Below are 22270 nucleotides of genomic sequence, written 5' to 3'. Positions count from 1 at the left end.
CCAGATGGCCATGCCACTGCGCCAGACCGTCAGGGTCGGGACCTATCTTCTCGAACAAAAGCTCCGCAAGCGTGAGAAGTTCCCGCTGATCGTCGAGCTGGAACCGCTCTACGCCTGCAACTTGGCCTGCGAAGGGTGCGGGAAGATCCAGCACCCGGCCGGGGTGCTCAAGCAGCGCATGCCGGTCGCCCAGGCGGTCGGCGCCGTGCTGGAATCCGGCGCGCCGATGGTGTCCATCGCGGGCGGCGAGCCCTTGATGCACCCGCAGATCGACGAGATCGTCCGGCAGTTGGTGGCGAAGCGGAAGTACGTCTTTCTCTGCACCAACGCGATGCTGCTGCGCAAGAAGATCGAGAAATTCACCCCGTCCCGCTATTTCGCCTTCGCCGTGCACATCGACGGCCTGCGTGAGCGGCACGACGAGTCGGTGGCCAAGGAGGGCGTCTTCGACGAGGCCGTAGCGGCCATCAAGGAAGCGAAGAAACGCGGTTTCCGGGTGACCACCAACTCCACCTTCTTCAACACGGACACTCCGCAGACAGTCATCGAGGTACTGAACTACCTCAACGACGACCTCCGGGTCGACGAGATGATGATCTCGCCCGCCTACGCCTACGAAAAAGCCCCCGACCAGGAACACTTCCTCGGCGTCGAGCAGACCCGCGAACTCTTCAAGAAGGCCTTCGCGGGTGGCAACCGGCGCCGCTGGCGGCTCAACCACTCGCCGCTCTTCCTCGACTTCCTGGAAGGCAAGGCCGATTTCCCCTGCACCGCCTGGGCCATTCCGAATTACTCCCTCTTCGGCTGGCAGCGCCCCTGCTATCTGATGAGCGACGGCTACGTGCCGACGTACCGGGAACTGATCAACGACACCGACTGGAGCAAGTACGGCCGCGGAAAGGACCCGCGCTGCGCCAATTGCATGGCGCACTGCGGCTATGAACCCACCGCCGTCCTCGCCACCATGGGCTCGCTCAAGGAATCCCTGCGGGCGGCCCGGGAGACGGTGAGTGGCAACCGGGGCACCTCGGCATGACGGCGGCACCGGAAGGGGCCAGGGCCTCGGCGCAGGGCGGCCGGGGCCAGGGCTTCGACCTCGGCGCCCTGCTGGCGGCGCGTGGAGGGGAGCGGTACGAGCTGCACGTCCGCCACCTCAACCACCAACTGCCCCGGATGCTGCACACCATCGGCTTCGACAAGGTCTACGAGCGGGCCGAGGGAGCGCACTTCTGGGACGCCGAGGGCAACGACTACCTCGACATGCTGGCCGGGTTCGGGGTGATGGGCCTGGGCCGGCACCACCCGGTCGTCCGCCGGGCGCTGCACGACGTCCTGGACGCCCAGCTCGCCGACCTCACCCGCTTCGACTGCCAGCCGCTGCCCGGACTGCTGGCCGAGAAGCTGCTCTCGTACAGCCCGCACCTGGACCGGGTCTTCTTCGGCAACAGCGGCACCGAGGCCGTCGAGACGGCCCTGAAGTTCGCCCGGTACGCCACCGGGCGGCCCAGGGTCCTCTACTGCGACCACGCCTTCCACGGGCTGACCACCGGCTCGCTCTCGGTGAACGGGGAGCGGAGCTTCAGGGACGGTTTCGACCCGCTGCTCCCCGACACGAAGATCGCGCTGGGCGATCTGGCCGCCTTGGAGCGGGAGCTGCGGCGCGGGGACGTGGCCGCCTTCGTCGTCGAACCGATCCAGGGCAAGGGGGTGCTCGAAGCGCCGCCCGGGTTCCTGCTCGCCGCGCAGGAACTGCTGCACCGGCACAAGTCGCTGCTGATCGTGGACGAGGTACAGACCGGGCTGGGACGGACCGGTGACTTCTACGCGTACCAGCACGAGCCGGGCGTGGAGCCGGACCTGGTGTGCGTGGCCAAAGCCCTGTCGGGCGGCTACGTACCGGTCGGCGCGACCCTGGGCAAGGACTGGATCTTCAAGAAGGTCTACTCGTCCATGGACCGGGTGCTCGTGCACTCGGCGAGCTTCGGGTCCAACGCCCAGGCGATGGCGGCGGGGCTGGCGGTGCTGTCGGTGATGGAGGACGAGGAGGTCGTGGCCAACGCCCGGGCGATGGGCGACCTGTTGCGCGGGCGGCTCGCGGCCCTGGTGGACGAGTACGAGCTGCTGCACGAGGTGCGGGGGCGCGGGCTGATGATCGGCATCGAGTTCGGCCGGCCGTCCTCGCTGGGGCTGCGCAGCCGGTGGGCCATGCTGCAGGCGGCCCGCAAGGGACTCTTCGCGCAGATGGTCGTGGTGCCGCTGCTGCGCAAGCACCGCATCCTCACCCAGGTCTCCGGCGACCACCTGGAAGTGATCAAGCTCATTCCGCCGCTGATCGTGGACGAGCGGGACGTCGCCCGGTTCGTCGGCGCCTTCCGCTCGGTCATGGACGAGGCGCACGGCGGCGGCACTTTGATGTGGGACTTCGGCAGAACCCTGGTGAAGCAGGCCGTCGGCAACGGCTGACGGCCTGCCCCGGCCCGCCTCCCCGGCTGTCGCGGGGCCCGCCGAAGGCGGCCCCCGGGACGGGGGTCAGTCGAGCAGCCGCTCGCGGAGCCGGCCGAGGGTGTCGGGCGTGAGCCCGAGACCCTCGGCGAGGTAGCGCTCGACCCCGCCCCAGTGCCCGTCGATGGTGTCGAAGGCGGCGGTCAGGTACTCGGCGCGGGCGTCGAAGAGCGGAGCGAGCAGCTCCATCACCTCGGGGGAACGCGCCTCGGCCGTCGCGCTGCTGCGTTGCACCACGTAACGGCGGTTCGGGGCGTTCGACTCCAGATAGTCCGCCAGGATCGCCTCGCGCTCGACACCCAGCGCGAGCAGGGTGACGGCGACCGACAGGCCGGCCCGGTCCTTGCCCGCCGCGCAGTGCATGAGGGCGGGAACGCTGTCCTCGGCGAGGGCGTGCACGACCCGGCTGTGCTCGGCGGTGCGGTGTGTGATGATCCCGCGGTACGAGTGCGACATGCGGGCCGCGCCCTTGCCGTCGCCGAGGAGGGAGCGCAGCTGGCCGAGGTCGCCTTCGCGGACCATCTTCCAGAACTCGCGCCCGTCGGCGGGGTCCGACAGGGGGATGTTGACGTTCCGTACGCCGGGCAGCTCGACGTCCGGGCCCTCCAGGGCGTGGTCGGCCTCGTTGCGGAAGTCGAAGACGGTGTGCAGTCCGAGCGAGGACAGGAACTGTGCGTCGGTTTCGGTGGCATGTGCCAGATGTCCGCTTCGGAAGAGTCGTCCCGTCCTGACCCTCCGTCCGTCCGAGGTCGGCAGCCCGCCCACGTCACGGAAGTTGCGCACCCCGATCAGCTCGGGCTCCGGCTCGGGCTGCGCCAGCGGGGCCGGGGGTATCTGCTGGGTCACGGGAGCTCCTCCGTATCGTCCTGGGGTGTCCGAATTGAGCTACTTGGCCACTACTTCGCCACAACTTGCCGTCATCGAAAGGGACATCAGGCCGTCCCCGTGAGCCAGATCATACGGTGACCGTGAGTGCCTGATCGCGAAAAGCGAATGGCCTAGCGGGGGCGGTTGTTGACGGGAGGGAATGGACGGAGGGTGACCGTAATTCCGCCGATCTCCCATCCCTGTGATTCCGTCAGGAAATTCATGGCTTGTTCCCTGTGGCCGGACTCGATTACCTTCGCGATCGATCCGGGTGGACCGCCAAATCCTGCCGCCGCCCGGAAACCGCACCCGACTACTCACGCGCGGCAGGAGCGGGGGAACCAGGTAAGCCGCCGTTCCGGGTCTATAAACCGGGACGGCTCGGGGTGAAGCCGTACATGTGCCACATGTGTACGGCCGGACATCTCCAGTCCGAACCCGACAGCTCACCTCGCAGGCGCCGGAGAGGAATTCAGCATGCCTGCAAAGGGTAAGCACCGCCGTCCCAAGTCCGGTTCGATATCCCGCGGTTTCGCCGTCGCCGGCACCGGTGGCGCGGCCCTCGCGCTGCCGCTGATGGGAGCCACCGGCGCCCAGGCGGCCGGTGCGCCGACCGTCTCGACCGCCGCCGCCTCCACCGTGCAGGCGCCGCAGGTCCAGCACGTCGAGCAGGTCCCCGTGGCGCTGCGGGCCGAGCCCGTCGCCGCCGTGCAGGCCGCACCGACCCAGTACACGGTCGTTCCGGGCGACTACCTCTCCAAGATCGCGGCGGAGCGCCGGCTCGAGGGCGGCTGGCAGCAGCTGTACGCCGACAACCGCGAGGCCGTCGGCGCCGACCCGTCCCTGATCCACCCGGGCCTGAAGCTGACGCTCGGCGGGAAGAGCCAGGCCGCGGCTCCGGTCAAGCCGGCCCCGGCGACCCCGAAGGCTCCGGCCCGTAAGCCCGCCGAGAAGCCGGCCGAGAAGCCCGCCGAGAAGCAGGCCGAGAAGCCCGCGGCGTCCGTCGGCCGGTCCTCCACCGGAACCTCGGCCTCCGGCGAGGCTTCCTCCGGTTCGAGCGCCCCCACCGGCTCCGGTTTCGTGGCCCCGGTCAGCGGCGGGATCTCCACCCAGTACCGGGCCAGCGGGAGCATGTGGTCCTCCGGCTACCACACCGGCGTGGACTTCATGGCGAGCTCCGGCACCACCGTCAAGGCCGTCGGTGCGGGCACCGTCGTCTCCGCCGGATGGGGCGGCTCGTACGGCAACGAGGTCGTCATCCGGCACGCGGACGGCAAGTACTCGCAGTACGCCCACATGTCGGCGCTCTCCGTCTCGGTCGGCCAGAGCGTCACCGGCGGCCAGCGCATCGGCCTCGTCGGCTCCACCGGCAACTCGACCGGCCCGCACCTCCACTTCGAGATCCGCACGGGCCCGTCCTACGGCTCCGACATCAGCCCGGTGAGCTACCTCCGTTCGAAGGGCGTGAGCATCTGACGGCACCCGCCGTCGAAGCACGGACGGCGTCAGGCCGGGGCCCGAAGGGGGTCCCGGCCTGACGTGTACTTATTCCTTACCCCTCGGGTGGTATAGATCACGGTCCGTCAACCCCTGCTTACGTTGGCGTAGGTCGCCCACGGGGGTGAAGGATGTCGTTCCGTGGCAGCGACGACGACGACACTCAAGACCATCGGCTCGTACGCGGCGATCGGGGACAGCTTCACCGAGGGTGTGGGGGACCCGGGACCCGGGGATTCGTTTCTCGGCTGGGCGGACCGGCTTGCCGTGCTCCTGGCCGATCAGCGTGACGAGCACGACTTCCGATACGCGAACCTGGCCGTGCGCGGACGGCTCCTCGACCAGATCGTGGCCGAGCAGGTCCCACGGGCGAAGGCGCTCGCGCCGGACCTGGTGACCTTCTGCGCGGGCGGCAACGACATCATCCGGCCCGGCAGCGACCCCGACGACGTGGCGCAGCGGTTCGAGGCGGCCGTCGCCGACCTCACGGCGTCCGTGGGCAAGGTCATGATCACGACCGGCTTCGACACGCGGGGCGTGCCGGTCCTGCGGCACATCCGGGGCAAGGTGGCGACGTACAGCGCGCACGTCCGCGCCATCGCCGACCGCTACGACTGCCCCGTGCTCGACCTCTGGTCGCTGAAGTCCGTACAGGACCGGCGGGCCTGGGACGCCGACCGGCTGCACCTTTCGCCGGAAGGGCACACCCGGGTCGCGTTGCGCGCCGCGCAGGTGCTCGGCCTGGAGGTGCCGACCGATCCGGACCAGCCGTGGCCGCCGCAGCGGCCGCGCGGCTCGGTCGACGTGACGCGGGACAACATCCAGTGGGCGCGCGAGCACTTGGTGCCGTGGATCGGCCGCCGGCTGCGCGGGGAGTCCTCCGGGGACCATGTCGAGGCGAAGCGGCCGGACCTGCTGCCGCTGTAGGAGGGGGGTGGGCCTCGGACACGGCGGCGGGCCCGGCGGCCGTCCGTGACACGGGGGCGGGCGGGGGAGGCCCGGACACGGGGGCGGCGGGGCCCGCACGCGGAATCCTTCGGGGTCGGTGTTCGTTGGGATGGTCGTAGACGTACGACCGCCCTGACCCCATCCTCCCAGGAGGCGCCTTGACCGGCTCCCGTCCCCTGCGTCCACGGCTGCGCGCCCTGCGGACCGAAGCCTTCGGCGCGGACCCGTCCGGTGCCCGGCTGGAGCGCATCCGCCGCTCGCCGAACTTCGCCGACGGCGCCTTCCAGAATCCGGTCGGGGCCCGGACCAGGCCCTCGGGCTCGATGGCGGAGTTCGCGAAGATCTACTTCCACAAGGAGCAGAGGCTGCGCAGGAGTCCGGTCGCGCCGATCCCGGTGTACCCCACGACCCTCGCCGAGCTGGCGAAGCCTCCGGTCAGCGGATTGCGCCTGACCTGGATGGGCCACTCCAGCGTCCTCGCGGAGATCGACGGGCGCCGCGTGCTGTTCGACCCGGTGTGGGGCGAGCGGTGCTCTCCCTTCCCCTTCGCCGGACCCAAGCGACTGCACCCGGTGCCCGTGCCGCTGGCCTCGCTGGGCCGGGTCGACGTCGTGGTCATCTCGCACGACCACTACGACCACCTCGACCTGCCGACGATCAAGGCTCTGGCCGGTACGGACACGGTCTTCGCCGTCCCGCTGGGTGTGGGCGCGCACCTAGAGCGCTGGGGCGTTCCGGCCGACCGGCTGCGCGAGCTGGACTGGGACGAGAGCACCGAGGTCGCGGGCCTCTCGCTCACGGCCACCCCGGCCCGGCACTTCTGCGGACGCGGTCTGCGCAACCAGCAGCACACCCTCTGGGCCTCCTGGGCCGTCGCGGGGGACGAGCACCGGATCTACCACAGCGGTGACACCGGCTACTTCCCCGGCTTCAAGGAGATCGGCGCGGAGCACGGGCCTTTCGACGCCACGATGATCCAGATCGGGGCGTACTCGGAGTACTGGCCCGACATCCACATGACTCCCGAGGAGGGCGTGCGCGCCCACCTCGACCTCCAGGGCGGCGTCCCGCACGGCACGATGCTGCCCATCCACTGGGGCACCTTCAACCTGGCGCCGCACCCGTGGGACGAACCGGGCGAGGGCACGCTGACCGCAGCCGAGGCGGCCGGTGCGGCGGTCGCGCTGCCGGTGCCCGGGCAGCCCTTCGAGCCCGGCGCCGCCGGTGTGCCGGCCTCGCCGTGGTGGCGCCCCTTCGCGGCGGCCAGCCCGCCCGCGCCCGCGGCGGTCTCCCGGCCCGCCGTGACCGGCCGGCCCAAGGCCGTGGTCCGCGAGGAGCCCGAAGCCGTCGGTTCCTAGGGAGTGCGGCCACCCCGGCTACCCGGCTACCCGGCTACCCGGCTACCCGGCTACCCGGCTACCCGGCTACCCGGCTACCCCAGCTACTGCGGGGAGGCGCCCCCTGGCATCGGCCCGACGGAACTGTGACGGCACGGCTTACGGGCTGATCGCGGGCTGATCACGTGCAGGCCGCCGGGGGCGCTGACGGCCGTTGTGGCCGTTACCGGCGGCCTGCCCGGCCGCGGGGGCACAGACCGGGGTCGCCGCCGCGCGGGATCCGCGCCGGGGCCCGGGGGTGGAGGACACGCGCCGGGGCGTGCACGCTCCCGGCGCATTCGGGCTGTCGTACGAGCGCTCCGTCGGGAGCGGGAAGCACTGCGGCGAACTTCCCCAACTGCCCGCCCGGGGCGTGAGCGTGCGGTCTAGCGTGGGTATCCGGTGATCAACACCGGCCCCGGGAACTACTGGGAGCCGGGCCCCACGTACCGAGGACGCCGATGTCCGGACTCCGCGCCGCCCGCCACTCCCCGTCGAGACACGCCGTCACCGGTCCCAGTCGGCAGATACGCCCCCAGCTGGTCCGCGCCGCGGTACTGCCCACGCTCGCCGCCGGGCTCAGCGGGACCGCCGCGGTGATCTTCACCCTGCAGCTCGGCGGGGGAGCGGGCGAACGCGACCCCCGGCTGTGGCCGGTGCTCGCCGGCTGCGCCCTCCTCGTCGTCGGCGCGCTCGCCGCCGCCCTGCTCGGAGCCCAGCGCGCGGCCAAGGCCGTCCGGGACCGGTGCGAAGCGCTGCGCCGCTCCAGCGTGCGCGGCCGCCAGGAGCTGCGGGCCGCCGCCGTGCGGCTGGAGCGCGGCGAGACCCCGCCCCGCCCGGTGCGCGGCGGCCCCACCGCACCCCCGCCCGGCACCGACCCGGCCGGGGTGGACGAGTTCTGGCTGCTCTCCCAGGAACTGCGCGGCGCCCGCGAGCAGGCGCACGCGACCCTCGTACGGCTGGCCGGTCCGGCCACCCCGTCCGACAGCGAACGGAAAGTGGAGGTCTTCGTCAACCTCGCGCGCCGGCTGCAATCCCTCGTACACCGCGAGATCTCGCTGCTGGACGGACTGGAAGACACGGTCGAGGACCCGGACCTGCTCAAGGAGCTCTTCCACGTCGACCACCTCGCCACCCGGATCCGCCGGCACGCCGAGAACCTCGCCGTGCTCGGCGGCGCGGCTTCCCGCCGCCAGTGGACCCGGCCCATCGACCTGAGCGAGGTGCTCCGCTCCGCGGTCGCGGAGGTGGAGCAGTACACACGGGTCAAAGTGGTGCCACCGGCGGGCGGCAGCGTCCGTGGCCACGCCGTCGCCGACGTGGTGCACCTGCTGGCCGAACTGGTGGAGAACGCCACCGTGTTCTCCGCCCCGGACACCGATGTGGTGCTGCGCGCCGAACGGGTCACCGCCGGGATCGCGGTCGAGGTGGAGGACCGCGGGCTGGGCATGCCGGCCGAGGAACAGCGCCGGATGAACGCCCTGCTCGGCGACCCCGACCAGATCAGCGTCCGGCATCTGCTGGCCGACGGGCGGATCGGCCTCTTCGTCGTCTCGGCGCTGGCCCGCCGGCACGGGATCGCCGTCGAGCTCAAGTCCAACATCTACGGCGGCGTCCTGGCCGTCCTCGTCCTGCCGCAGGAACTGCTGGGCGCCGAGGCGCCGAGCGCCGCCGACGCCGCGGGTGGCTCCCGGGCCACCTCGTGGGGGACCGGCGAGGGCACGGTGATGCCGCCCCTGGAGCCCGTACGGATGACCCCGCCCCGGCCGGACGCGCCGGGGGCGGGGCCGACCGTACCGGCCTGGGCGACGGACGCGCCGCGCCCTTCGTGGACGCAGCCGGCGGAGACCTGGGCCTGGGACCCGGAGCGCCGGCCCGGGGCACTCGGCACGTCGGCGACCGAGCCGCCGCCCGCGCCGTCCTTCGCGCCCCTGCCGGAGGTGCCGCGAGGGTCGGCGCTTCCGACCGTGCCCGCTGCCCGCGCCGCGGGCGACGACCGGCCGCCGCTGCCACGGCGCCGTGCCCAGGAACACCTCGCCTCCCAGCTGCGGGAGGCACCCGTCCCGCGGCGGTCCGACGCCGCCGAACCACCCGTGCACGACCCGGGCCTGATGGCCGCCTTCCAACGGGGCTTCGGCCTCGCCCAGTCGGAGAACCAGGTATGACCCCGATGATCCCGACCCCGATGTCCCGGACCCCGAGGACCCCGACCCCTCACCTCAGCAAGGAGCGCACCCCCATGGGCGGCGAAGTGGCGACGAAGACCGGCGGCCGGCTCTCGGATCTCGACTGGCTGCTCAGCGGCCTCGTACAGCGGGTCCCCTACACGCGCAGCGCCGTACTGCTCACGGCCGACGGGCTGGTGACGTGCGTGCACGGGCTGGACGCGGACAGCGCCGACCACATGGCGGCGCTGGCATCGGGCCTCTACTCGCTGGGGCGGAGCGCCGGATCGCGTTTCGCGGACGGCGCGGAGGTGCGGCAGGTGGTGGTCGAACTCGACACGGCGCTCGTCTTCGTGTCGGCGGCCGGATCCGGGACCTGCCTGGCGGTGCTCGCCGACCGCGAGGCCGACGCCGGGGTGCTCGGCTACGAGATGGCGATGCTGGTCAAGAGCGTACGTCCGTACCTGGCGGCCCCGCCGCGGCGGCCCGTCGCCGACCCGGAGCGATGAGGGAGCGCGGGACGGGGGCATGTGCTTCAGGGGCATACAGGACGGGGGCCCGCACGACGGGGCCGTACGGGAAGGGAACCGGCCGGGACACACCGTGGCTCGACGACTCGGCGGGCCGGCTGATGCGCCCGTACACGGCCAGCGGGGGCCGGACCAGGCCGGGCGTCGCGCTCGACTTGCTCTCCCTGCTGACCGCGACGGGGGTGCGCCCGCGCGTCCCGCTCGGGACGGAACACACCCTGGCGCTGCGGATGTGCGCGGGCGCCGCGGCGGTCACGGTCGCCGAGGTGGCCGGACAGCTGCGGCTGCCGGCGGTGGTGGTGAAGGTGCTGCTGTCCGACTTGATGGAACACGGGGCCCTCACGGCGCAGGCGCCGCGGTTCCCCGGCGGCGGCTCGTTCGCCGCCGACGACCAGTCCCTTCTCCGGGCGGTGCTCGATGGCCTACATAAGCGACTGTGACGCCGACGCCGACGCCGACGCCGACGCCGCTGCCGCTGCTGTCGGCGTGGACGCCACTGAGGGCGCCGGCGGGGGCGCGGGGGCGTCCCCGCCGGCGACGCTCAAGATCCTGATCGCGGGCGGATTCGGGGCGGGCAAGACCACCTTCGTGGGCGCGGTGAGCGAGATCGAACCGCTGAGCACGGAGGAGCTGCTGAGCGGCCTGAGCGAGTCCGCCGACGCGCTGGAGGGGGTCGAGGCGAAGACGGCGACGACCGTCGCACTGGACTTCGGCCGGATCACGCTGGACGAGCGGCATGTGCTCTACCTCTTCGGTACGCCCGGGCAGCAGCGCTTCTGGTTCCTGTGGGAGGAAATGTGCGTGGGCGCGCTGGGAGCCGTGGTGCTCGCCGACACCCGCCGCCTCGCCGACTGCTTTCCCGCCGTGGACTTCTTCGAGCGGCGCGGCATCGGCTTCATCGTCGCCGTCAACGAGTTCGACGGCGCGCACCGCTACACGCCCGACGAGGTGCGCGCGGCGGTGGGGCTCGGGCCGGGCGTGCCCGTCGTACGGTGCGACGCGCGGTCGTCGAGCTCCGGGACGGGGACGCTGGCCGCCCTCGTCCGCCATCTGCTGAACACATCCAGCTCTTCGTCTTCGGAACCGGGGGAACCGCCGTGACGTACTACGAATCGACCGGACACCTGCTGCTCACACCGGTGGACCGGGAGGCGCCCGAGCGCGCCGTCCGGCTGCGCGAACTGGGCCTGGGGGAGCGGGCGGACGCGGAACTGGACGCCTTCGCGCAGCGCGTCGCGGAGACACTGGCCGCACCCCATGCCGGGGTCAACTTCATCGGTGAGGAGCGGCAGTTCTTCGCCGGACTGCACCACGCGCCGGAGGTCCCGGCGAACGGCTACCCGGCGCGCGTGCTGGCCCGGGACCAGGGGTACTGCCCGCACGTGGTGGTGCGGCGGCGGGCGCTGGTGCTGGAGGACGTACGGGACTTCGCGCGCTTCGCGGGCAACGCGGTGGTCGACGGCAACGGCGTGCGGTCGTACATCGGCGCGCCGCTGACGGACCGGCGCGGGACCGTCCTGGGGACCGTCTGCGCGGTGGACGTGATGCCGAGGCGGTGGGGGACGGAGGGCTTGGCCACCGTCAAGGCGCTGGCCGCGGAGCTGGTGACGCTGCTCCACGAGCGGGAGGACCGGCGAGGCTGAGCGCGGCCCACCCGGAGCTGGCCGGTGGGGGGTCGGTGGCGGGTCGGTGGCGGGGCCGGGGCCGGCAGGGGCTGAGTCCCGGCCCGCGGCAGCCCGGCTGCGGCTGCTTGGCTGCCGCGGCCGGGCCGTGTCAGTCCGCGGAGGGGCGGCGGAAGGCGCTGATCCGCTCGTGGAGCGACCGCGGGTCCAAGCCGTGGGCGGAGGTGTGCTCCTCGATGGTGCCGTAGCGGCGGAGCTCGGCCCGGGCCACGCCGAGCCCCAGGACCCGGTGACGCGTGTCGGCCAGGGCGCGGCCGACCGCTGCCGTGGAGGTGCCGGCGAGGTAGGGCTCGACGAGGACCACGTCGGGCGCGCTGCGGCCGACGGCCTCGCGGAGCGCCGCGTCGTCGAAGGGGCGCACGGTGGAGGCGTACAGCACCGTCACGTCCAGCCCCTCAGTCGCGGCGAGGACGTTGTCGAGCAGCGGCCCGACGGCGACCACGACGCCCGCGCGACCCTCCCGTACGGTCTGGAAGCGCGAGCCGTCCACCGGTCGCGGCGTGGTGTTCGACTGCTCGGAGAGCCGGACGTACACCTTGTCGTCCCCGGCGGCGTAGGCGTGGCGGAGGAGCGCCTCGGCCTCGTCCGGGTGACCCGGGACGTGGACGGTCCAGCCGTCGAGCGTGTCCAGGAGCGCCACATCGCCCGGCGCCATGTGCGTGAAGCCGCCGGACGGCCAGTCGTAGCTTGCGCTCGCGCTGACGAGGACGCCGCCCGTGCCCTGGTGTCCGAAGTCCAGCTTCACCTGCTCGAACGGCCGCTCCACCAGGAAGCTGGCGAAGGTGTGGACGATCGGCCGCAGGCCGGTGAGAGCCAGCCCGCCGCCTACGCCCACGAGCAGCTGTTCCCGGATCCCCACATTGATCACCCGCTCCGGGTGGCGCCGCTGGGCGGGGCGGAACCCGTCCATGGTGATCTCAGCGAGCACGAGTGCCAGCCGGTGATCTTCATCGAGCAGGCGCGACGTGACCGAGACGAACCGTTCCCGCATGGTGTTCATGCTTCCCTGCCCCCTACTGCTTCTTCTCGACGCGGGCGACCACGACATGCGGCCGGCCCGGATGCGGTGCGGTGAATGCGGCGAGCAGCGCGGTATGGTCCCGGCCGTCCACGGTGATCGCCGACCAGCCGGCCGCCTCGAAGCGGGCCGCGATCCCACCGGGCCAGCCGTGGGTCGCGGAGTCGTTGTCGATCACCACCGTGTGCAGCCGGTCCAGCCGGGCGGAGCCCGCGTAGGCGATTGCCTCGTGGTTGCTGCCCTCGTCCAGCTCCGCGTCCCCGATCAGCACCCACACCGCCGGGTCGTCCAGCCCCTGGGCCCGCAGCCCGAGCGCGCTGCCGACGGCGAGCGGCAGACCGTGCCCGAGCGAGCCGCTGCCGATCTCCACGCCGGGGATCAGGGTGCGGTCCGGGTGATGGCCGAGGGGCGAGTCGTACGAGCCGAAGCCGCTCAGCCAGTCGACGGGGAAGAATCCCTTGGCGGCGAGTACGGCGTAGTACGCCATCGGCCCGTGCCCCTTGGACAGCAGGAACCGGTCCCTCCCCATGTCGGCGGCGGCCCCGGGCCCCACCCGCAGTACCCGGTCGTAGAGCACCCACAGCACGTCGAGCGTGGAGGTGGCGGCGGGCCCGTGCTTCTCGGCCCCGGTCATGAGCGCGATGAGGCGGCTCAGGTCCTCGTAGCGGAACGCTCTGTCCGCGGTTGCCTGCGTCATACACTCACCCTGCAACCTCAAGCCCGGTTGAGGTCAAGAGGCGGCAGCCGCGCCCACCGGACCGGGAAAGGCGCGCGCGACCACCCCGCGAAGTGCGGTATTGTTCTCCTGCGCGTTCAACCAGGGGAAACCCCAGGTCAGCGGGCATCGGGACGTGGCGCAGCTTGGTAGCGCACTTGACTGGGGGTCAAGGGGTCGCAGGTTCAAATCCTGTCGTCCCGACTCGTAAGAGTCGTAGGTCAGAGGCCGTGTCGGAGCAATCCGGCACGGCTTTTTGATCGTTCCTGGGGACCAGATGGGGACCGTCATCCAGCGACGGAAGAAGTCTGCGTCACGCACCGGATCTCCTCGCCTCGCACCGGGTCTGGCCGGCCCACCGCCACCATGGGGTCAGCGGCCCCAGCGCAGCGCGGCGGTCTGCACGGGCGCGTCCCACAGCCGCGTCATTTCCGCGTCGGCCCGGCACAGCGTCACCGAACAGCCCGCCATGTCCAGCGACGTGACGTAGCTGCCCACGAGCGCCCTCGCCACCGGCACGCCCCGGGCCTCCAGCAGCCGCGCCACCTCGGCGTGGAACCCGTACAGCTCCAGCAGCGGCGTCGCTCCCATCCCGTTGACCAGGGCCAGTACCGGCCCGTCGGCCGGAGCCACCTCCGCCAGCTCCTCGAGTACGGCGCCCACCGCGACCTCCGCGATCTCTCGGGCCGGCATCGTCTCGCGCCGCTCTCGGCCCGGCTCGCCGTGGATCCCGACCCCGAGCTCCATCTCCGCGTCCGGCAGGTCGAAGGTCGGGCTGCCTTTCGCCGGAGTGGTGCAGGCGCTGAGCGCCACGCCGAAGCTGCGCGAGGACTCGTTGACACGCCGGGCGATCGCGGCCACCTGCTCCAGCGGTGCGCCCTCCTCGGCGGCCGCCCCGGCGATCTTCTCCACGAACAGGGTCGCCCCGGTGCCCCGCCGCCCGGCCGTGTACAGGCTGTCGGTGACGGCGACGTCGTCGTTGACCAGGACCCGCTCCACCCGGACGCCCTCCTCCTCGGCGAGCTCGGCGGCCATCTGGAAGTTCAGCACGTCCCCGGTGTAGTTCTTGACGACGAACAGCACGCCCTGCCCGGCGTCGACGGCGCTCGCCGCGCGCAGCATCTGGTCCGGGACGGGCGAGGTGAACACCTCCCCGGGACACGCGGCCGACAGCATCCCGTACCCGACGAACCCGGCGTGCAGCGGCTCGTGCCCGGAGCCGCCGCCGGACACCAGCCCGACCCGCCCGCCCTCCCGCGCGTCCCGCCGTACGACCACCCGCCGCTCCACGTCCACGTTCAGCTCCGGGTGGGCGGCAGCCATCCCCCGCAGGGCATCGGCGACCACGGTCTCCGGACTGTTGATCAGCATCTTCATGGGACCTCCCGGGTGGAACCGGCGGCCGAGCCTCTGCCCAGTGTCCTCACGGAGCTCAAGCATCGCCGGTGACAGGCGGGCGCATTCGCGATCGCACGCCATACGAACAGTGTGCCGTCACGCCGCGGACATCCGCGATGCGTGCTCGGTGCCGCCCGCCTCCCAGGGCGGGGGCGCGGCCAGTTCGGTCCACGCGGCCAGGGCGCCGCCGTCGACGCAGACGATGCCGCAGGTGGCGGCGTACTCTCCTCCCTGGCCGGGCAGCGGGCAGTATCGCCTCGCGCGCGTATGGCTCTGGCCGGTCCTACAATGAGTCCTGGAGGACTCGGGGCAGTCGACGGCCGGTCCTTGGGCCGGCGGGAAGCGGGCACCCATGGCTGAGCGCCTCAAGAGATCAGGACTGGTCGGCGAGCTTTCAGCGGAATTCGCCGGCACGATGATCCTCATCCTCTTCGGTTGTGGTGTGGTGGCTCAGGTAGTCGCCGGCGGGGCCCTCACGGATCCGGCGGGCGGCCTGGGAGACCACGACAGCATCGCCTGGGCCTGGGGCCTCGGCGTCACTCTCGGCGTCTACGTCGCGGCGAGGCTGAGCGGTGCTCACATCAATCCCGCGGTGACCGTCGCGCTGGCGGTGTTCAAGGGCTTCCCGTGGAGCAAAGTGGCTCCCTACGCGCTGGCCCAGACGGCCGGCGCCTTCGTGGCGGCCCTGATCGTCCGGTGGAACTACAGCGAGGCGCTGGCGAAGGCGGACCCCACCCACACGATCAAGACACAGGGCGTCTTCTCCACGCTGCCAGCCAACGGCAACACGAATCTGCCGGTCACCGAATGGGGAGCGCTCCGCGACCAGATCATCGGCACCGCGATCCTGCTGCTGCTGGTCCTCGCGGTCACGGACCTGCTCAACACGGCCCCCGGTGCCAACCTGGCGCCGTTCATCATCGGCCTGATCGTCGTGGCCATCGGTATGGCCTGGGGCACCAACGCGGGTTACGCGATCAATCCGGCACGCGACTTCGGTCCCCGGCTCGCCAGCTTCCTCACCGGCTACGGAGGAGCGTGGCGAGATCAGTACGGGCACTTCTACTTCTGGGTGCCGATCATCGGTCCGCTGATCGGAGGCGTGCTGGGAGCGGGCCTCTACAAGTTCTTCATCGGCCGGTTCCTGCCGACCGCTGAGCCGGAGCCCCCCGGACGGGTCCCGACCCCGGACCGGAGCTGACACGAGAGCTGACCGGCTCCCGGGGCGGCCGTGATCCGGCCGCCCCCGGGAGAGCCCAAGGAGAGGTGGCACCCCATGGCGGACTTCGTCGGCGCGGTGGACCAAGGGACCACCAGCACCCGTTTCATGGTCTTCGACCATGCCGGCAACGAGGTGGCGAGGCACCAGCTGGAGCACGCGCAGATCCTCCCGCGCTCGGGGTGGGTCGAACACGACCCGGTGGAGATCTGGGAGCGCACCAACTCGGTGATCCAGAACGCGCTCCGGCACGGAAACCTCTCGCCGGAGGACCTGGCGGCCATCGGCATCACCAACCAGCGGGAGACGACCGTCGTCTGGGACCCGCGCAACGGCCGCCCGTACTACAACGCCATCGTCTGGCAGGACACCCGTACCGACTCCATCGCGGCAGCGCTGGAACGCTCGGGCCAGGGCGACGTCATCCGCCGCAAAGCAGGGCTGCCGCCGGCCACGTACTTCTCCGGCGGCAAGATCCAGTGGATCTTGGAGAACGTCGACGGAGTCCGCGAGGCGGCCGAGCAGGGCCATGCCCTCTTCGGCAACACCGACTGCTGGGTGCTGTGGAACCTCACCGGCGGCCCCGACGGCGGCATCCACGCCACCGACGTGACCAATGCCAGCCGCACCATGCTGATGGACCTGGAGACCCTCGACTGGGACGACGAGCTGCTGGGCTTCTTCGGCGTTCCCCGAGCGATGTTGCCAACCATCAGCCCGTCCTCCCACCGGGAGGCGTTCGGACAGACCCGTACGTCCCGGCCGCTGCGGGCCGCCATCCCCATCACCGGTGTGCTCGGCGACCAGCAGGCAGCCACCGTCGGGCAGGTCTGCTACGCGCCGGGCGAAGCCAAGAACACCTACGGCACCGGCAACTTCCTGGTGCTCAACACCGGCACCGAACTGGTGCGGTCCCAGCACGGCCTCCTCACCACCGTGGCGTACCAATTCGGCGACAGCCCGGCGATCTACGCACTCGAAGGCTCCATCGCCGTCACAGGCTCCGCGGTGCAATGGCTGCGCGACCAGCTGAAGATCATCAGTGACGCCGCCGAGAGCGAACGCCTGGCGCGTACCGTCGAGGACAACGGCGGGATCTACTTCGTCCCCGCCTTCTCCGGCCTCTTCGCCCCGTACTGGCGCTCCGACGCCCGCGGCGCGATCGTCGGCCTCGCCCGGTACAACGACAACGGCCACCTGGCGCGGGCCACCCTGGAAGCCATCTGCTACCAAAGCCGCGACGTGGTGGAGGCCATGGAGCAGGACTCCGGCGTCCACCTCGACGTGCTCAAGGTCGACGGCGGCGTGACGGCCAACGACCTGTGCATGCAGATCCAGGCCGACGTCCTCGGCGTCCCGGTCAGCCGCCCGGTCGTCGCCGAGACCACCGCTCTCGGCGCCGCCTACGCCGCCGGTCTGGCCACCGGCTTCTGGCGGGACACGGACGAACTGCGCACCCACTGGCAGGAGTCCAAGCGCTGGGAACCCCAGTGGTCCGAGGAACAGCGCGCGGAAGGATACGCGGGCTGGAAGAAGGCGGTAGAGCGCACGCTCGACTGGGCCAAGGTCGAATGAGTTCCGGCCGGGAGCGACCGCATGGGCCGGCCCGAGCCGCGTACGCCGCCCACACCCGCACCCGGTGCACGAGGAGGAGACCATGGCGAACCTGGTGGCTCTCTCGCCCGGGGCGCGCGCGGAGGCCCTCGTCCGACTGGGAGAGGGCGAGCTTGACGTCCTCGTCGTCGGGGGCGGCGTCGTCGGCGCCGGCGCGGCCCTGGACGCCGCCACCCGAGGCCTGAGAGTCGGCCTCGTCGAAGCCCGGGACTGGGCCTCGGGCACGTCCAGCCGCTCCAGCAAGCTCATCCACGGCGGTCTGCGCTACCTGGAGATGCTGGACTTCCGGCTCGTCGCCGAAGCCCTGAAGGAACGCGGACTCCTGCTTCAGTTCCTAGCCCCTCATCTGGTGCGTCCGGTGCCGTTCCTCTACCCCCTGCAACACCGGATCTGGGAGCGTCCGTACGTCGGCGCCGGCGTGCTGCTGTACGACACCATGGCTGCGGCCTCCGGTACCTCCAGAGGTCTGCCCCACCACCGCCACCTACTCAAGCGCCGAGCCCTGCACGAGGCGCCCGCGCTGCGCTCCGACGCCCTGGTCGGCGCCATCCAGTACTGGGACGCCCAGGTCGACGACGCCCGGCACACCATGTTCCTCGCCCGCACGGCCGTCGCCTACGGAGCGCTGGCCGCCAACCGCACCCGCGTCAGCCGCTTCCTGCGGCAGGGCGAGCGGGTGGTGGGAGCCGCTGTCACGGATCTGGAGACCGGCAACGAGACAGAGGTGCGAGCCAAGCAGGTCATCAACGCGACCGGCGTGTGGACCGACGACACCCAGGCCCTCGCCGGCACGCGCGGCCAGTTCCACGTCCGCGCCTCCAAGGGCGTACACCTGCTGGTCCCCCGTGACCGGATCAACTCCCGCACGGGGCTGATCCTCCGCACCGAGAAGAGCGTGCTGTTCGTCATCCCCTGGGGACGACACTGGATCATCGGGACCACCGACACCGACTGGAGTCTCGACAAGGCCCATCCCGCCCTCAGCTCCAAGGACGTCACCTACCTACTGGAACACGTCAACAGCGTCCTGGCCACACCTCTGGTTCCGGAGGACGTCGAAGGCGTCTACGCCGGTCTGCGTCCCCTCCTGTCCGGCGAGGCCGCAGAAACCAGCAAACTGTCACGGGAACACCTGGTCGCACACCCGGTACCCGGGCTCGTCGTGGTGGCCGGCGGCAAGTACACGACCTACCGGGTGATGGCCAAGGACGCAGTCGACGAGGCGGCCCGCGGCCTGGACGAGAAGGTGCCCGACTGCATCACGCAACGCGTTCCGCTGCTCGGTGCCGACGGCTATCCGGCCCTTTGGAACTCCCGGCACAACCTCGCCGAGCGCTCGGGGCTGCATGTAGCCCGCATCGAGCACCTGTTGAACCGCTACGGCTCCCTGGTGCACGAGCTGCTCGCCATGGTCGCAGCCGACCCCTCGCTCGGCGAGCCGTTGCCGAGCTCCGACGATTACCTGCGGGTCGAGGCCGTCTACGCGGTGACCCATGAGGGTGCCCGTCACCTGGAGGACGTGCTCGCCCGGCGTACCCGGATCTCCATCGAGTCCTGGGACCGTGGTGTGGACGCGGCGCAGACCGTCGTGGAACTGATGGGGCCTCACCTGGGGTGGGACCAATCGCACCGGGACCGCGAGGTCAACCACTACCTGAAGCGGGTGGCCGCCGAACGCGAGGCCCAGCAGCAGCCGGACGACCAGACCGCCGACGCGGTACGGCTCGGCGCCCCCGACATCATCCCGGTGCACTGACTGGGTCGGGGACTGGAAACGGGGCATCAGTCACCGAGCCTGTCCCCGAGTAGTAGTCCGCGCGCCGAGGAGTGTGCGGGCGCGCACCTGGCGTAGTCCGGGCGCCGCCAGGCAGCCGTGCGATGCCCGGCTCCGGCGGCGCCGCCTGACGCCCTGTCATGCGTCGGCCGGTCGCCAGGTCGCGCAGCCGTTCATCGGCGTCAGGCGGCGCCGCCGGAGCGCAGCCTCCGGGCCCGGAGCACCAGCTCCAGCGCGAAGCGCTGATCGTGGTCGTCCAGCGCGTCCCCCCACAACTCCCGCAGCTGGCGCATCCGGTAACGGACCGTCTGGGGGTGCACCCCGATCCGTGCCGCCACATCCGCCGCGCCGCCCCGGGTCTGGAGCCAGGCCAGCAGCGTGTTCGCGAGCCGTTCCGCGTGGCCTGGTGTGCAGGCGGCCAGGGGTGCGAGGCAGCCGGCGGCCAGGTCGTCGATCAGTTCGGTGGGGGGCAGCAGGAGCAGCGCCGTGGTGTGCTCGGTGCAGTCGAGCAGGCCGGGGGACGGCAGGGCCCCGGCCGTGATGAGCCCGACCGCCGTCTGCGCCCAGTGCAGCGACCGCGCCGCTTGGGCCAGCGGTACGGTCGGCCCCAGCGCGCCGGTCCAGCCCGGGAGTGCCTGGCGCAGCGCGTCGGCCCGCCCGGCCTGGGCGGGGCCGGGGACGATCAGCCGGGGCTGCTCGCTCTCCCAGTCGAGCAGGATCGGTGTGCCGAGGGCCGGTGGCAGGGGTACCTTCTCGTTCCGGCTGAGGACTGCGACCGCGACCGTCTCGGGGAGCCGCCAGCCGATGTTGGCGGCGTACCGGGCCGCCGCTTCGGGTTCGGCGGACTGGTCCGCGAGCAGTAGCTCCACCAGGCGGCGCTGGCGGCGGAGCCGTTCGCCGGCGGCCAGGGGCTCGTTGCCGATCTGGTACTGGGCGGCCTCGACGACGAGGGCTTCGATGTAGTCGAAGCTGGCCTCGGCCAATTCGTACATCGCGGCGGGCGGGATCCCGACTCCGTCCGCGATCTCGGTGAGCCGGCGCCAGGATACCCGGGCGCCGAAGCGGTAGACCGCCCGCATGAAGTCGAGCGTCCCCCCGGGCAGGGTCTCGTGCCGGTCGAGGGCGGCGGCGACCTCGCGGAATCGCACGACGCCGTCCCCTGCGATCCTCGGGCCGCCGGCCGCCCGGACGCTCTCGACGAAATGGCCGAGGGCCTGCCGGATCCGGGTGAGGACGCCTGAGATGCCGTCGTCGTCGAAGATCTCCACGATCTGCGGGAATTGTGCGTGGATCTGCCGCATCACCTCGACCGAGAGCGTGGGGATCTCGGCGGAGGCGAGGCGGATGAACCGCTCGGTGTCGGCGGCGCTGACGGCGCTCCACGCGGAGGCCGACCGCAGTGCGGCGACCAGAGCGAGATCTGTCTGTACGCCCATGCGGGCAGCCTCCCTGGGGGTGCGCCGAGATCAGCCGGTGAAGGACACCAGCGGCACGTCGGGTCGGGCGGGAGTGGCGGTCGCGGCGGCGACCAGGCCGAACGCGGCGGCGACGGCGAGTATCGCACCCGTCGCGGCGGTGAGGGCGACGGCGAGAACGGGGCGTTGGGTACGCATGATCGCGGAGTGTCCCTTCCTGAGGCCCCGAGCGAGCGGGGCGGAACTGCAAGGCGACACCATCCGCACCGGCCCGGTCCCGTGCCCCGACAGTTTTGCCCTGCCGTTGACAATCCGTCAAGGGGGGACCTACGGTTCCCGGCTCAGGGGATGTACACGGGGACTGCCGCAACCAGGCAGCCGTTGGGGACCTTTCGTCGCACCACGGCATTTCGCCACTGCACGGTCTGTGCCGACCCCCAATTCCTTACGGAGTGTAATCGTGTCCGTACCCACAGGGCAGATCCTCGACCAGCCGGCCGGGGAACTCCCCGAGCCCGCCCCGGCGCCCCGCCGCCTGTCCCGCACCGGCCTTGCGCTGACCGGAATCGCGACGTTCCTCCTGGTGCTGGCGCCGTTGCTGCACTGGTACGCACTGCCGAGCCTGCGCAAGACGCCGATCGACACCAACAGCACCACCGTCTTCACCGGCAGTGGCACCGTCTTCGACACCAAGGTCGTCGCGGTGAGCCCCGTCCAGGACCTCACGCTCACCCGGCGCGTGGTGGGCAACGTCGAGCAGAGCGGCCCGACCCGCGCGGTGATGGACATCTCCACCCAGATCGACACCGCGGCTACCCTCGCGCTCCACGACCCCCGGCAGTCCGTCCAGTGGACGGTGGAGCGCTGGGTGACCGACCGCAGTACCAATCTGCCCGTGCACTCGCACGGCGAGAACCCGGTCTTCTCCGGCGAGGCGTACCTGAAGTTCCCGTTCGGCCTGGCCAAGCGCCCGTACGCCTACTGGGACTCCACGCTGGGCGGCACCATCACCCTCGACTACCAGGGCACCGCGACCGTGAACGGCCGGACCGGCTACCGCTACGGCACCGTGCTCGGCGCGACCAAGGTCGGGACTCAGCAGGTCCCCGGCAAACTGCTCGGACTGTCGGACCGCAGCCAGATCGTCGCCGACCGGTACTACGCGAACGGCGGGTTCAGCGTGGTCGTGGATCCGGTCACCGGCACCGTCATGGATGCCCGTACGCAGCCGCTGGTGACCCTGCGGACCTCGGCCGACGGTCCTGACCTGCTGACCCTGCTGCGGGGGGATCTCACCATGACGGCGGAGAGCCGGGACGGCCAGGTCCGGACCGCGCAGGCCGCCGCCCGCAAGCTCGACCTGGTGGGCACCACCGCCCCGATCGCCGCCGGGGCCGCGGGCCTGGTCTGTCTGCTGGTGGCGGGCTTCCTGCTGCGCCGTCGCTCGTCGCGGTGACACTCGTCGCTTGCGGAAGTGACAGAGAAATCCAACATTCCGCGCGAAGTCGAGCAGAATTTAGCAATTTGGTGAGTAGTACCGGGCGGTAGTA

General features: G+C 71.6%; 21 protein-coding genes, 1 tRNA gene and 1 riboswitch. Of the genes, 15 read left to right on the top strand and 7 right to left on the bottom strand.

Annotated features, from left to right (window positions below; genetic code table 11):
* The first annotated feature begins 4 nt into the window (after nucleotides 1-4).
* Both hpnH and ABZX75_RS05790 read left to right on the top strand, forming a co-directional pair.
* On the top strand, nucleotides 5-1036 hold the full coding sequence (gene hpnH / locus ABZX75_RS05795; protein ID WP_355408225.1) for an adenosyl-hopene transferase HpnH: 1032 nt from the start codon (nucleotides 5-7) through the stop codon (nucleotides 1034-1036).
* The gene (locus ABZX75_RS05790) at nucleotides 1033-2463 is read left to right on the top strand and encodes an aspartate aminotransferase family protein (RefSeq protein WP_355408223.1); all 1431 of its coding nucleotides are present in this window, start codon (nucleotides 1033-1035) and stop codon (nucleotides 2461-2463) included. Before hpnH ends, ABZX75_RS05790 begins: the two co-directional genes overlap by 4 nt.
* 66 nt (nucleotides 2464-2529) lie before the next feature.
* Here the strand turns inward: ABZX75_RS05790 and ABZX75_RS05785 are convergent, their stop codons facing one another.
* On the bottom strand, nucleotides 2530-3348 hold the full coding sequence (locus ABZX75_RS05785) for a tyrosine-protein phosphatase (RefSeq protein WP_355408221.1): 819 nt from the start codon (nucleotides 3346-3348) through the stop codon (nucleotides 2530-2532).
* A gap of 321 nt (nucleotides 3349-3669) precedes the next feature.
* Nucleotides 3670-3842: riboswitch (cyclic di-AMP (ydaO/yuaA leader) on the top strand.
* A gap of 4 nt (nucleotides 3843-3846) precedes the next feature.
* Here ABZX75_RS05785 and ABZX75_RS05780 point away from each other — a divergent pair.
* The 8 genes from ABZX75_RS05780 to ABZX75_RS05745 all read left to right on the top strand — a co-directional run bounded on the left by ABZX75_RS05780 (nucleotide 3847) and on the right by ABZX75_RS05745 (nucleotide 11528).
* Nucleotides 3847-4845: a LysM peptidoglycan-binding domain-containing M23 family metallopeptidase gene (locus ABZX75_RS05780; protein ID WP_355408219.1), complete on the top strand. Its 999-nt coding sequence runs from the start codon at nucleotides 3847-3849 to the stop codon at nucleotides 4843-4845.
* A 162-nt stretch (nucleotides 4846-5007) separates the two neighbouring features.
* Nucleotides 5008-5793: an SGNH/GDSL hydrolase family protein gene (locus ABZX75_RS05775; protein WP_355408217.1), complete on the top strand. Its 786-nt coding sequence runs from the start codon at nucleotides 5008-5010 to the stop codon at nucleotides 5791-5793.
* Between the two features lie 179 nt (nucleotides 5794-5972).
* On the top strand, nucleotides 5973-7172 hold the full coding sequence (locus tag ABZX75_RS05770) for an MBL fold metallo-hydrolase (protein ID WP_355408215.1): 1200 nt from the start codon (nucleotides 5973-5975) through the stop codon (nucleotides 7170-7172).
* Nucleotides 7173-7651: 479 nt separating this feature from the next.
* Entirely contained in the window at nucleotides 7652-9355 is a 1704-nt protein-coding gene (locus ABZX75_RS05765) for an ATP-binding protein (protein ID WP_355408213.1), read from the top strand.
* A 74-nt stretch (nucleotides 9356-9429) separates the two neighbouring features.
* Entirely contained in the window at nucleotides 9430-9864 is a 435-nt protein-coding gene (locus ABZX75_RS05760; protein ID WP_355408211.1) for a roadblock/LC7 domain-containing protein, read from the top strand.
* A 122-nt stretch (nucleotides 9865-9986) separates the two neighbouring features.
* A complete protein-coding gene (locus ABZX75_RS05755; protein WP_355408209.1) occupies nucleotides 9987-10325 on the top strand; it encodes a DUF742 domain-containing protein in 339 nt (112 codons plus the stop codon).
* The gene (locus ABZX75_RS05750; RefSeq protein ID WP_355408207.1) at nucleotides 10303-10986 is read left to right on the top strand and encodes an ATP/GTP-binding protein; all 684 of its coding nucleotides are present in this window, start codon (nucleotides 10303-10305) and stop codon (nucleotides 10984-10986) included. The genes ABZX75_RS05755 and ABZX75_RS05750 overlap by 23 nt, the downstream gene beginning before the upstream one ends.
* Nucleotides 10983-11528: a GAF domain-containing protein gene (locus tag ABZX75_RS05745; RefSeq protein WP_355408205.1), complete on the top strand. Its 546-nt coding sequence runs from the start codon at nucleotides 10983-10985 to the stop codon at nucleotides 11526-11528. Before ABZX75_RS05750 ends, ABZX75_RS05745 begins: the two co-directional genes overlap by 4 nt.
* Nucleotides 11529-11658: 130 nt before the next feature.
* Here the strand turns inward: ABZX75_RS05745 and ABZX75_RS05740 are convergent, their stop codons facing one another.
* Nucleotides 11659-12567, bottom strand: coding sequence for a transketolase C-terminal domain-containing protein (locus ABZX75_RS05740; RefSeq protein WP_355408203.1), 909 nt, complete (start codon nucleotides 12565-12567; stop codon nucleotides 11659-11661).
* A 13-nt stretch (nucleotides 12568-12580) separates the two neighbouring features.
* Nucleotides 12581-13282, bottom strand: coding sequence for a transketolase (locus ABZX75_RS05735; RefSeq protein WP_355408201.1), 702 nt, complete (start codon nucleotides 13280-13282; stop codon nucleotides 12581-12583).
* 148 nt (nucleotides 13283-13430) lie between these two features.
* Here ABZX75_RS05735 and ABZX75_RS05730 point away from each other — a divergent pair.
* Nucleotides 13431-13504 (top strand) — tRNA-Pro (locus ABZX75_RS05730).
* A gap of 168 nt (nucleotides 13505-13672) precedes the next feature.
* Here the strand turns inward: ABZX75_RS05730 and dhaK are convergent.
* Together dhaK and ABZX75_RS05720 are read right to left on the bottom strand one after the other, a co-directional pair.
* On the bottom strand, nucleotides 13673-14677 hold the full coding sequence (dhaK, locus tag ABZX75_RS05725) for a dihydroxyacetone kinase subunit DhaK (RefSeq protein ID WP_355408199.1): 1005 nt from the start codon (nucleotides 14675-14677) through the stop codon (nucleotides 13673-13675).
* 117 nt (nucleotides 14678-14794) lie between these two features.
* Nucleotides 14795-15052 carry a hypothetical protein gene (locus ABZX75_RS05720; RefSeq protein ID WP_355408197.1) on the bottom strand — a complete coding sequence of 86 codons (258 nt, stop codon included), beginning with the start codon at nucleotides 15050-15052 and terminating at the stop codon, nucleotides 14795-14797.
* On the opposite strand from ABZX75_RS05720, the gene ABZX75_RS05715 reads away from it, so the two are divergent.
* From ABZX75_RS05715 to ABZX75_RS05705, 3 genes are all read left to right on the top strand, one after another.
* Nucleotides 15051-15899, top strand: coding sequence for an MIP/aquaporin family protein (locus tag ABZX75_RS05715; protein ID WP_355408195.1), 849 nt, complete (start codon nucleotides 15051-15053; stop codon nucleotides 15897-15899). The genes ABZX75_RS05720 and ABZX75_RS05715 overlap by 2 nt on opposite strands.
* Nucleotides 15900-15974: 75 nt before the next feature.
* On the top strand, nucleotides 15975-17492 hold the full coding sequence (gene glpK, locus ABZX75_RS05710; protein WP_355408193.1) for a glycerol kinase GlpK: 1518 nt from the start codon (nucleotides 15975-15977) through the stop codon (nucleotides 17490-17492).
* 82 nt (nucleotides 17493-17574) lie between these two features.
* Nucleotides 17575-19287, top strand: a complete 1713-nt coding sequence (locus tag ABZX75_RS05705; protein WP_355408191.1) for a glycerol-3-phosphate dehydrogenase/oxidase — start codon at nucleotides 17575-17577, stop codon at nucleotides 19285-19287.
* Nucleotides 19288-19487: 200 nt separating this feature from the next.
* On the opposite strand, the gene ABZX75_RS05700 is transcribed toward ABZX75_RS05705, so the two are convergent.
* Nucleotides 19488-20741: a helix-turn-helix domain-containing protein gene (locus ABZX75_RS05700; RefSeq protein WP_355408190.1), complete on the bottom strand. Its 1254-nt coding sequence runs from the start codon at nucleotides 20739-20741 to the stop codon at nucleotides 19488-19490.
* 30 nt (nucleotides 20742-20771) lie between these two features.
* On the bottom strand, nucleotides 20772-20918 hold the full coding sequence (locus ABZX75_RS05695; protein WP_355408188.1) for a hypothetical protein: 147 nt from the start codon (nucleotides 20916-20918) through the stop codon (nucleotides 20772-20774).
* A gap of 262 nt (nucleotides 20919-21180) precedes the next feature.
* On the opposite strand from ABZX75_RS05695, the gene ABZX75_RS05690 reads away from it, so the two are divergent.
* The gene (locus ABZX75_RS05690) at nucleotides 21181-22176 is read left to right on the top strand and encodes a DUF3068 domain-containing protein (protein WP_355408186.1); all 996 of its coding nucleotides are present in this window, start codon (nucleotides 21181-21183) and stop codon (nucleotides 22174-22176) included.
* The last annotated feature ends 94 nt before the right edge of the window (nucleotides 22177-22270 follow it).

The organism is Streptomyces sp. NPDC003038 (assembly GCF_040611115.1).
Taxonomy (GTDB): domain Bacteria; phylum Actinomycetota; class Actinomycetes; order Streptomycetales; family Streptomycetaceae; genus Streptomyces.
This window is presented reverse-complemented; position numbering and strand designations above follow the sequence as displayed.

Excerpts from the sequence above, each read along its gene's own strand:
- ABZX75_RS05715 (WP_355408195.1), top strand. The coding sequence starts at position 15,051 with ATGGCTGAGCGCCTCAAGAGATCAGGACTGGTCGGCGAGCTTTCAGCG.
- glpK (WP_355408193.1), top strand. The coding sequence starts at position 15,975 with ATGGCGGACTTCGTCGGCGCGGTGGACCAAGGGACCACCAGCACCCGT.
- ABZX75_RS05750 (WP_355408207.1), top strand. The coding sequence starts at position 10,303 with ATGGCCTACATAAGCGACTGTGACGCCGACGCCGACGCCGACGCCGAC.
- ABZX75_RS05790 (WP_355408223.1), top strand. The coding sequence starts at position 1,033 with ATGACGGCGGCACCGGAAGGGGCCAGGGCCTCGGCGCAGGGCGGCCGG.
- dhaK (WP_355408199.1), bottom strand. The coding sequence starts at position 14,677 with ATGAAGATGCTGATCAACAGTCCGGAGACCGTGGTCGCCGATGCCCTG.
- ABZX75_RS05705 (WP_355408191.1), top strand. The coding sequence starts at position 17,575 with ATGGCGAACCTGGTGGCTCTCTCGCCCGGGGCGCGCGCGGAGGCCCTC.
- ABZX75_RS05780 (WP_355408219.1), top strand. The coding sequence starts at position 3,847 with ATGCCTGCAAAGGGTAAGCACCGCCGTCCCAAGTCCGGTTCGATATCC.
- ABZX75_RS05755 (WP_355408209.1), top strand. The coding sequence starts at position 9,987 with ATGCGCCCGTACACGGCCAGCGGGGGCCGGACCAGGCCGGGCGTCGCG.
- ABZX75_RS05700 (WP_355408190.1), bottom strand. The coding sequence starts at position 20,741 with ATGGGCGTACAGACAGATCTCGCTCTGGTCGCCGCACTGCGGTCGGCC.
- ABZX75_RS05720 (WP_355408197.1), bottom strand. The coding sequence starts at position 15,052 with ATGGGTGCCCGCTTCCCGCCGGCCCAAGGACCGGCCGTCGACTGCCCC.
- hpnH (WP_355408225.1), top strand. The coding sequence starts at position 5 with ATGGCCATGCCACTGCGCCAGACCGTCAGGGTCGGGACCTATCTTCTC.
- ABZX75_RS05765 (WP_355408213.1), top strand. The coding sequence starts at position 7,652 with ATGTCCGGACTCCGCGCCGCCCGCCACTCCCCGTCGAGACACGCCGTC.
- ABZX75_RS05740 (WP_355408203.1), bottom strand. The coding sequence starts at position 12,567 with ATGAACACCATGCGGGAACGGTTCGTCTCGGTCACGTCGCGCCTGCTC.
- ABZX75_RS05735 (WP_355408201.1), bottom strand. The coding sequence starts at position 13,282 with ATGACGCAGGCAACCGCGGACAGAGCGTTCCGCTACGAGGACCTGAGC.
- ABZX75_RS05760 (WP_355408211.1), top strand. The coding sequence starts at position 9,430 with ATGGGCGGCGAAGTGGCGACGAAGACCGGCGGCCGGCTCTCGGATCTC.
- ABZX75_RS05695 (WP_355408188.1), bottom strand. The coding sequence starts at position 20,918 with ATGCGTACCCAACGCCCCGTTCTCGCCGTCGCCCTCACCGCCGCGACG.